At 46.8% G+C, this 8,670-nt stretch carries 11 protein-coding genes; 1 reads left to right on the top strand and 10 read right to left on the bottom strand.

Annotated features, from left to right (window positions below):
• From C6H66_RS24115 to C6H66_RS24065, 10 genes are all read right to left on the bottom strand, one after another.
• Nucleotides 1-704: major capsid protein (locus C6H66_RS24115; RefSeq protein ID WP_105396974.1), on the bottom strand; the 704-nt coding region annotated here is incomplete at its 3' end.
• A 109-nt stretch (nucleotides 705-813) separates the two neighbouring features.
• Nucleotides 814-1,215 carry a head decoration protein gene (locus C6H66_RS24110; protein ID WP_105396973.1) on the bottom strand — a complete coding sequence of 134 codons (402 nt, stop codon included), beginning with the start codon at nucleotides 1,213-1,215 and terminating at the stop codon, nucleotides 814-816.
• Nucleotides 1,215-1,826 carry a hypothetical protein gene (locus C6H66_RS26225; protein WP_181150296.1) on the bottom strand — a complete coding sequence of 204 codons (612 nt, stop codon included), beginning with the start codon at nucleotides 1,824-1,826 and terminating at the stop codon, nucleotides 1,215-1,217. The genes C6H66_RS24110 and C6H66_RS26225 overlap by 1 nt, the downstream gene beginning before the upstream one ends.
• A gap of 3 nt (nucleotides 1,827-1,829) precedes the next feature.
• Entirely contained in the window at nucleotides 1,830-2,678 is an 849-nt protein-coding gene (locus C6H66_RS24095) for a S49 family peptidase (RefSeq protein ID WP_105396971.1), read from the bottom strand.
• The gene (locus C6H66_RS24090; RefSeq protein WP_105396970.1) at nucleotides 2,678-4,318 is read right to left on the bottom strand and encodes a phage portal protein; all 1,641 of its coding nucleotides are present in this window, start codon (nucleotides 4,316-4,318) and stop codon (nucleotides 2,678-2,680) included. The genes C6H66_RS24095 and C6H66_RS24090 overlap by 1 nt, the downstream gene beginning before the upstream one ends.
• Nucleotides 4,318-4,581 (bottom strand): gpW family head-tail joining protein, encoded by a 264-nt coding sequence (gene gpW / locus C6H66_RS24085; RefSeq protein WP_105396969.1) that lies wholly within the window; start codon nucleotides 4,579-4,581, stop codon nucleotides 4,318-4,320. Before gpW ends, C6H66_RS24090 begins: the two co-directional genes overlap by 1 nt.
• Nucleotides 4,582-4,598: 17 nt before the next feature.
• Nucleotides 4,599-6,578 (bottom strand): phage terminase large subunit family protein, encoded by a 1,980-nt coding sequence (locus tag C6H66_RS24080; RefSeq protein WP_105396968.1) that lies wholly within the window; start codon nucleotides 6,576-6,578, stop codon nucleotides 4,599-4,601.
• Nucleotides 6,550-7,137 (bottom strand): RNA polymerase subunit sigma-70, encoded by a 588-nt coding sequence (locus C6H66_RS24075; RefSeq protein WP_105396967.1) that lies wholly within the window; start codon nucleotides 7,135-7,137, stop codon nucleotides 6,550-6,552. The genes C6H66_RS24080 and C6H66_RS24075 overlap by 29 nt, the downstream gene beginning before the upstream one ends.
• A gap of 171 nt (nucleotides 7,138-7,308) precedes the next feature.
• A complete protein-coding gene (locus C6H66_RS24070) occupies nucleotides 7,309-7,968 on the bottom strand; it encodes a hypothetical protein (protein WP_105396966.1) in 660 nt (219 codons plus the stop codon).
• Nucleotides 7,943-8,221, bottom strand: coding sequence for a hypothetical protein (locus C6H66_RS24065; protein WP_105396965.1), 279 nt, complete (start codon nucleotides 8,219-8,221; stop codon nucleotides 7,943-7,945). Before C6H66_RS24065 ends, C6H66_RS24070 begins: the two co-directional genes overlap by 26 nt.
• Nucleotides 8,222-8,378: 157 nt before the next feature.
• Here C6H66_RS24065 and C6H66_RS24060 point away from each other — a divergent pair, with 157 nt between their 5' ends.
• A complete protein-coding gene (locus C6H66_RS24060) occupies nucleotides 8,379-8,660 on the top strand; it encodes a hypothetical protein (protein WP_105396964.1) in 282 nt (93 codons plus the stop codon).
• Nucleotides 8,661-8,670 lie beyond the last annotated feature (10 nt).

The following is an 8,670-nucleotide window of genomic DNA, read 5'->3' as shown; positions in this document are numbered from 1 at the left end:
AACGATGGGAAAGTTATCGCGGTATCCTTGATAGACGTATCCAGACGGAATGCTTTCCATGAAGAAGGTGTAAAGACTAAATCCGTTGGTACCGAACCCGATTCTTTCAGAATTAATGTCTGCCATGATTCAATATCATCAGACGGCTGCGTGTTTGTTACTCCTGCTGCAACCTTAAGCGGCCACTTATCCGAACCGCTTAAGGTAATCGTCAGGTTAGATGAACGGCCAAAATCAATTACTGTTGCCGGGAAACCCTCACCAACAACCGTGATTTGTGATTTTACTAACGCATTTGCAGCCATCCACTCCAGACGACGGTTCAAGATGTCGATTTGATCGGCCATTTCGAATTGCAGATTCAGCATTTCGCGTTCTGCTGCTGTGTACTCGCCACCGATACGTTCCCCAATTTGACGACGAATGGGTTTGCGAAAATCAGGTGCCCTCTTATCTTTTATATACGCCGGTTTAAAAGTGTTGGTCTGGTATTGACGGCTTTCTACTACTTTTCCCTCTACAAGTGGAGAGACAAACGGTGCCATCCTGCGTTTACCTACATCTACATCAATTGATACCTTCTCTGTATCCTCCGTTATTACATTGGGAAAAAATCGATCTAATAGAAAATTTTGGCTGGTCATTAGATTCGGGACGACTTGCACTAATACGTTAGTATCGTAAATGCTAATATTATTACTCATGCAATTTCTCTATATGCAATAGCTGGCAGCCGAGGCCACCAGACTGAATTTAAAAACGAGCGCATCCCTGCCGGGTGGTGGCATTAAATGCAATAATGGGGTAATGAGATTAGGCTATCGGAGCCTGAATACTATCGCGTATGAAAATAGCCGAAGGACGTAATGCAGTTTTCAGATCTTCAAGTGTCCAGCTTGCGTCAAAAATGAGTCTGTGTTGGTTAAACTCACCCAGCAGATAAACACCGCAAGTCTTTGATTCTGTTGTTGTATCAACATCATCAGCAAGAATAGCAATGGGTTTCTCTCTACCGTCTTTAGCGGTTTTAACACTCAAAGCATACTCTTTTAATTCAGTGATAAGCCCTAAAACTGTTCCCCGTTTCAATAATCCCACTTTTGCAATCGTCACTGTGTCAGTCACTAGTTGCAAAGGACCGGAGACTAACTGATCTGGAACGAACATTGTCGATGTCATGCCGGGGGCAAATGGGTTTTGTCCGATTTGTTCCATTATTTTTTACCTTTCACTGAGTTATAGAGGCTGGTTGCATTGGCAACCAGTGCTTCAACAGAGCCGCTAGCGGGTTGTCGGGCATCGGGCCCTAACCTCACTTGCTGTGCCTGTTGCATGCGCTCATCTAACGAAGCGCGACGCAGGGTTGATGCTGATCCCGTTAATGCTAATGTACCGATAGCTTCACGTGCTGACATGCGAGTATTGAACGCTAAATGCGCGGCCATGTCCGGTCTGCCAGCAGCGTGTTTACTGCCGAAAATAGCAGCACAACGCTTCCGTTCGGCGCGGCGACCCTCTTCTTTATCGTCATTCTCTTCGGCATCTGCATCATCATCGTCATCATCAGCGCGACGGGATTTGGCCTTTTTCCCTTTTTTAGACGATTTATCTTTATCATCATCTTGGTCGTCATCTTCCTCGGCGTCAGTATCATCTTCATCCTCATCAGCCTTGGTATCGTCCTCATCATCTTCGGCATCCTCTTCGTCGCGGTCCTCTTCTTCTGCTCGACGCGATTTCGCTTTTTTGCCTTTTTCTTTGTCATCATCATCTTCTGATGCTGATTTTTTGATACCCAACAAATGGGCGAAACTCAACTTAGACATGTATTAAGCTCCTGATTCTCTAAGTAATTTTCGGAATGCAGAATCGGGAGTGATAACCTCGTCTGCCAATCCCAGACTGACACCTTCGGCGGCTAAAAAACATGCCGCTTGAGTGCCACGAATAGTTTTTTCAGAAATGCCACGATTGCGGGCAACAGTACTCACGAACAGTTTTCCCATCGCGTCTACGTCATCTTGAATCGCAGTGCGGGCCTGTTCAGTTAGCGGAACGTAAGGGTTACTTTCTGCTTTGCGGTCCCCGTAAGTGATTATTGTCACTTGTAACCCGTCCTCTTTAATGCGCTGTGACCAGTCGCAGTGAATGACAATTACCCCGATTGAACCGACTCCACCGGTACGCGGTACATAGATTTTGTCGGCGGCGCTAGCTAATGCATAAGCAGCGGAGTAAGCACTTTCTGCCAAAATTGCATGAATGGGCTTTGTTCCCCTCGCTGAATAAATCTCGTCCACCAAGTCAAAACAGCCAGCGACTTCACCACCTGGTGAATCGATATCCAAACAAATTCCTGCTACTTCGGGATCGTACAGTGCGGTAAGAAAGGATTGCCTGATACCGTCATACCCGGTCATGCCACTGTAGGGACGTAAAGAGCCAAGTTTTTGGACTAATGTTCCTTGAATCGGAATAACGGCTATCCCTTCCACAACGTCATAACCTGCATCGTTTTTAGGACGCGAAAAGCTACCGTCATCGTCCCAATCCGACATTGCGTTAATCCGTGTAATACCGAATCTATCTGTTAATGCAGCCATCACGACCTCAGCTTTACGCGGGTGCAATGCTAGCGGAGTGTTAAATAGCCGTTGGGCCAAATGTGGTAAATTCATTACTCCACCTTCGGATCTTGAATAGTTTTATCAGCGGGAACATCCAGTTGCGCCCATGACGGAGGAGTCAAGCCCCGTTCTTTAAACGCATCAAGTTCACGCTTACGCTGATCGAGCATCTCTTCCCAGTCTTCACCGGCGTTTTCTGCGGCTTCCATTTCTAACGTAGATAAACCGGCATCCATACCCAAGATTGCGCCCTTCTTCTCTGCCACAGGATCTACCCAGCCTCGGCCCGGCCCCATCCATTGCGCCCTACAGTAAGCGGCTCGCGCCTCTAGGAAATCAGGTGCGCCAGTTGGCAAAGGTAAATCTTCTATATCGTGAATTTCTTCAATAAAGGCAGTCAAGATGGGTTGAGCAAAACCGATTGAGAAATCAGCGCGACGCCGGGTTAATGTTTTCCACGCCTCTAACATAGCTGAACGTGCCGAACTGTAGTTCACATCAGACCAGTCTTGCGTCACTTGCTGAGTAGACAGCCCTGTTGCCGCCGCGATATTGCGTAGTGCCGCACTTTCAAAACCTTCAAAATTACTATGAGGTCTCGCTGCGTTCACTGTATTGATTTGCTCGCCGGGGTACAGAATCGGGAGTCGTGCCCCGTTTTGTAATGACAAACGGCGGTCATTGTGAAACTCGACGCGTCCCTGTTGATATGCGCCTAAATTCTCATCCTCACTTTCACCCAAAGCCGCTTCAACAAGAGCCGGATCATACGGGGATTCAATATAAGCGCCGAATATCGCATTTAGAATAGCGGCCTCAAGTTCTGACTGGTCATACTTAATCAGCATTTTCAGGCGCTGAACAACTGGCGTTAAGATGCCATTACCCCGGTGTTGAGCACCGCGCTCGTGATCAAAATCATGAACCACATGCGGACGCCCCCACGGCGTTTCACGTGGCACACGCTCCCACGTCATTGTTTTTGCGCCACTCCACCAGTCACCAATGTGAGCTTCCCGGATATGGTAAAACGTAGGTGCGCCGTCATCGTCTATTTCAACGCCGCCGCGAATATGCGGCATGTCGAAATTTTGTTGGGGATTACTCAATCGGTCCGGGTCTACAATCTGAATTGTCGTAGCATACCGCCCACGTCCGGGACCTAATCTGTCAGTTCGATACTGTAAAACGGCCAACGCATCGCCATCTAATAGCTTATGTCTAAACGCCAGACGCAACATTTGTGAAACTGTTTGCTTGCGCTCTACGTCACAATAACGCCCCGGATCATTGGCCCAAGAACGCCAATGCGCCTCGACAACTTTCCCGTACTCATCAGCCCATGTTGCATCAAACTTTTGATTGCCGGTCATCAGTGCCAACATTCTATAATCTGGCTTAATAATGGGCCGGAAATTAGCACCGATGGCATTATCAAGAACCCTAGTTATCGCACCACTAGCCCAACCATCATTTCTTGCCAGGTCACGAACACGCGAAACAATGCGGTCACGATAAATATTGATTTCATTATCCGGCGACCATAATGCCGGCTGCCAGTTCGCCAACTGATCGCTGAATGTATCCGCTGCGTCATAAGGCACACGACTACCGCCGACTAACATAGACATTTTCGGGCGTGATGGTGGTAAAGGCTGTCCGTCCCGACCTAAAATTCTTACTGTATTCATCAGAACCTAAACCTTACCGGCTTTCGCGGCCTTGCTACGATACCGAGTTGCGCCTGTAGTAATTGAATCAGCGCCATCAAATCCGCTAGTGAACTTTGTTGATATGACACTGAGCGGGTGCCGTCTCCCTGTGTGTATGAAAACGAAACGCCGCGTTGCCCGGATGCCAAATCAATGTAGGCTTGCTGTGCTTTCATCAATGCGTCTTGCAATTGCTCGCGCGTCATTGCGCCAGCCAGCAAGCTAGTTTTGGAGTTAAACATAGTGATCCTTTGGAAATTTAGGACGGCAAAAGTTGAGACAAGCTTTTTCGTTTCGGCTTTTCAGGCTCTTGAATGATAACGCCGGGATATTGCAAACTGATTTTTTCCTCTGGTTCAACCGGAGGGGGTAACAATCGGCCCGGATTTGTCGTAATGCTTGTCACTAATGCATTCAGTTTTAGTCCCATGTGCAGGAGTCCACATAAAGCAGCGTACGCATATACACGGCAGTCAAGCGCCTCGTTAGCGCGGCCCGGCAATTGTTCCCAGACGCGGAACCTTTGCCCGCCCGACTCTTTGAGCACCGAACGTTCAGCCAACAATTGACTGAAATAATTCAGGTCTCTGTCGGCTGGAAAGTGCATATAACTTGCCGCCGCCTCGCCGGGTAGCGGAGGATCAAGATGCAAACGCCCACGAATAGTATCTTTTGCCGCATTAACACCAAGAATAATGGGCTTGAAACTCGACTTAGTTCGGGAAGTGGGTTTTTTAGTCGGCCAGACTGGGGAGCGTTTACCACCGCGTGCCGATTCTCCTTTGATGGCCCATATCCGGCGACCAATTCTGGCTTTCGAAAACTCATAGACTTTCTGAGTGTGGTGACCGCCGGAGTCCATACAAGCCGCCATGATAGTAAAGCCGCGCCCGTCAGCACGCCGCCAAACTTGCTTCAAATAAGCATCTAATCGCTTCCACGGTTCATCAGTTTCAAGATCACCTTCAATCACATCATAAGCAATTGACCAACTTTCCTCATTGCGGCCCCACCCGACAATTTCAATTTCGAATCTGTCATCTTGCGTATCAATACCCGCCGTCAAAACAGCCACGCCATCCGGGACCTCAGCGGCAAAGACTTCACAACGTTCAAGCAGTTTTCTTTCACTCAATGCTTTCTCTCCGCGGTCTTCATAAGGTTCACCCAGCACAAGGTTAATAAATGTCTGGCGCATCAAGGGGTCATTTTTCACCCTCAGCCATTCAGCGACCAGATATTTCCACGCGGCATTTGGGAATAAGCTGTAACCCGCCCAAATATGAAAACCGGCATGGCCTTTAAATGGCTTTGTCGCTCGCCACTCTCCGCGCTTCACAATGCCGGGTTTTTCGTTGTGATGGATCATGCAACCGTTATGACGACAAACATAGTAAGCCGTGTCCGGCAAACCATTGCCGTTTTCGTCCTTGTCCCACTTGATCCCATATGGCGTATCGGGACCGCCCCACTCTAATATTTGATATTCGCCGCAGTGAGGGCATGGGACATAGTAATAACGCTGGTCACTATCGCCGAACGACTTTTCAATGCGGCTAGTACCTTTCACCGTAGGAGTTGAACCCAACACAATCTTTCGGTTCCAGAACGTTTCAGAACGTTTTGTACCCAACGCAATCTGATCACCTTCAACCCCAGCACCGCCAGACGGATACCCATCCACTTCATCAAACAAGATGATCCGGCAAGTGATACGACGAAACCCGCCTGGGCTGTTAGCCCCTACCAGTGTCAGATTGGCACCATTCAAAAACGTCTTTTTCAGAATGGTCTGATTACTGTTTTTGGCTTTGGGGTCACCAGAGATTTCAGCCAACACTGGGGTATCACGCAGCATTGGGGCAATCTCGGTTTTACTGTAGTCTTCCGCATCTTCAACGCGGGGTTGAACAACAAGAATCGGAGACGGGTCATGCACCAGATAATAACCCACTACGTGATCGAGAATTTTTGTATAGCCGACACGAGCCGATTTCATAACAGACACATAGGTAACAGTCGGGTCTGTGATAGCATCCATGATGCCGTCTTGATAAGCAAAAGATCGGAATCTACCCGTTTGCGCACTGGTTTCTTTTGACAGTACAGCATACTTATTGGCCCATTCACTTAGCGAAAGTGGCTCGGGAGGACGGATATCAGGGCGGCGCTTATATAATTCTTGCGTGAAATTTTGCCAAGCAGATGTGTTAACTTTCTCCTCGTTGTTTATTATCATCAAGGCTTAACTCCTCCATCGCCTCGTAAACCACCTCCTGTAACGCTTGAACAAACTCCGTGTCATTAGTGGTGGAGGCCAAGACACGTAGACGAGGACCATGCTCAGGGGCAATAGCGATTAAGCGAGTACGCATTCTTGAGTACTCTTGTCCAACAGCTTCAATCATGTCTTTATACGGCAACACCTGACCGGACTTAATTTCGTACTCTAATTGAGTGAGCAACGCGAGAAAGTTTTCTTTTAACGTCCGGGCTTCGTCGAATGTCATCGTTGCGCCCTTTTCAGCGATCATCCGCTCAACAATTTTTGTCGGTGACTCAGTGCGTCCGCTGTCAGATTTGTTACCCTCGGATCTGTTACCTGACTTGTTACCCTGTTTGTTACCTGTGACTTTATTATCGGGCCGGGTAACAGATTTTCGATAGCGTTCGATATTCGCGTTTGATGCGTCCACATCGATGTCATCACCATCAAGAACCAGCCAGCCCCGCGCTTTCCACTGGGTTACTGTCTTGCGGCTGACACCATGCAATTTTGCAAATTCTGACTGATTCATTTGTCAATGTTACCTAAATTTCAAAGACTTATAACTAGTGAAACATCGGGGCGCACAATGTCCCATGATTTAAATGTCCCCGAGAAGGACCCATTTAATCTAGATGAGAATCATTATCATTTATCTAGCTGTGGTAGCTCATTCATTGCTAAGTATCAGTTAGTTATTCTATCACTTAGCTGTTTTAATAGCTTCATCTAGCGCCTGACTCATAGCTTGGGGCATTAAAGCATCAGCCATCTTTCTTGCGCGTTCTTGATAACCGAGAATCGGGGTAACAGGCAATGCATCACCGAACCGGATTAACAATTTCGGTGGACGCTGCTTTTTCCTCTCTCTGCGAGTGCCATTCGGGGAGCGCTTTAACCGCTTTTTGCTCTTCTTACCCTTCCTGCCTTTCTTACGTTGCCATACGCCATTGACACTATTATGTTCGCTGGTTGTTACTTCTCCGATAAATACATCCGGCCTGGCTTTCAGTTGCTGGAGTTTATTACGGGGTAAGTTGCCATACTTGTTTAGCTTAATATTCTTCGGATTTAATAACGCGCTGCTATTAAGTTTATGTACCCCGCCGACTTCAAACGGAGTCAAATAACTTGCTGCAATATCACGCACAAAGACTTTGGCTTTCAGATTGCTCTTGCTCGCGCCAATAGAACCCACTGACTTAACAGTAAAAGGAGTGGGATTATCCAGCTTGCGCTCAATTGCTTTTTTCTCAGCTTGTTCAATCTGCCGGGCAACTTTTGTTAATGCTTGTGCTGTGGCAAATGGGATTTGCTTCTTTATTTGCGTCAGCTTATTAGACAGTTCCTTTAATCCAGCCATATGTTCGTTCCAATTCGATAGCTGGAATATTTAATTCAGCAAGAACATCATCTAAATAAGTTGAATCTCCGGTTTTATCAGCTTGTAATTTTGCATAAGCCACAACCATTTCTTTTGCTCGCTCACATTTAACATCTAACCAAGCTTGCTCAGCTTCGAGTTTCTCCCTAAGTTTCGCGTTTTCTGCTTCTAATTCCCTAATCCTTTCATCAGAGTCATGCCAATGTGCTAGCGCCTTAAATACTTCTATCATCGTGCTATTTCCTCAAAATAAAAAGGCCGCTTAGCGACCTGTTATCTGATTATATGCCTGCTTTGTTAACCCGCTCAGGCGGCGCGGGTTTCTTCCTTTCCACAGTCAAGAAAAATTGATAGATTGGCTATTCCACAGTCAAAATAAGAGAATAGCTATGAATAACTTCTTAGTAAGGGTTGAACTATATGGTGCAGAATATGATGACTATGAAAGATTTCATGAAATAATGCTCGAATTAAAACTGTACCGTCATATTTCACAGCAGGGAAAAACTTTGAAACTACCTGATGGTACTTATTTTGGTGCTTTTAATGCAACAGCACATGACGTTCTAGTTGCAGTAAGAAAAGCTGCAAAAAATTTCTCTCCTGATAATGAAGCTTCCATTTTTGTTTGTAACTTTACTGATTATGATCATCTTCTTTATCAAGCATAATCGCCGCAAC

The sequence above is a fragment of the Photorhabdus hindustanensis genome (genome assembly GCF_002968995.1).
In the GTDB taxonomy this organism is placed as follows: domain Bacteria; phylum Pseudomonadota; class Gammaproteobacteria; order Enterobacterales; family Enterobacteriaceae; genus Photorhabdus; species Photorhabdus akhurstii.
The sequence above is the reverse complement of the archived record's forward strand: the minus strand, read 5'-3'. Positions and strand labels throughout refer to the sequence as shown.

Coding starts and splice junctions, on each gene's coding strand:
- C6H66_RS24110 (WP_105396973.1), bottom strand. CDS start 1,215: ATGGAACAAATCGGACAAAACCCATTTGCCCCCGGCATGACATCGACA.
- C6H66_RS26225 (WP_181150296.1), bottom strand. CDS start 1,826: ATGTCTAAGTTGAGTTTCGCCCATTTGTTGGGTATCAAAAAATCAGCA.
- C6H66_RS24095 (WP_105396971.1), bottom strand. CDS start 2,678: ATGAATTTACCACATTTGGCCCAACGGCTATTTAACACTCCGCTAGCA.
- C6H66_RS24090 (WP_105396970.1), bottom strand. CDS start 4,318: ATGAATACAGTAAGAATTTTAGGTCGGGACGGACAGCCTTTACCACCA.
- gpW (WP_105396969.1), bottom strand. CDS start 4,581: ATGTTTAACTCCAAAACTAGCTTGCTGGCTGGCGCAATGACGCGCGAG.
- C6H66_RS24080 (WP_105396968.1), bottom strand. CDS start 6,578: ATGATAATAAACAACGAGGAGAAAGTTAACACATCTGCTTGGCAAAAT.
- C6H66_RS24075 (WP_105396967.1), bottom strand. CDS start 7,137: ATGAATCAGTCAGAATTTGCAAAATTGCATGGTGTCAGCCGCAAGACA.
- C6H66_RS24070 (WP_105396966.1), bottom strand. CDS start 7,968: ATGGCTGGATTAAAGGAACTGTCTAATAAGCTGACGCAAATAAAGAAG.
- C6H66_RS24065 (WP_105396965.1), bottom strand. CDS start 8,221: ATGATAGAAGTATTTAAGGCGCTAGCACATTGGCATGACTCTGATGAA.
- C6H66_RS24060 (WP_105396964.1), top strand. CDS start 8,379: ATGAATAACTTCTTAGTAAGGGTTGAACTATATGGTGCAGAATATGAT.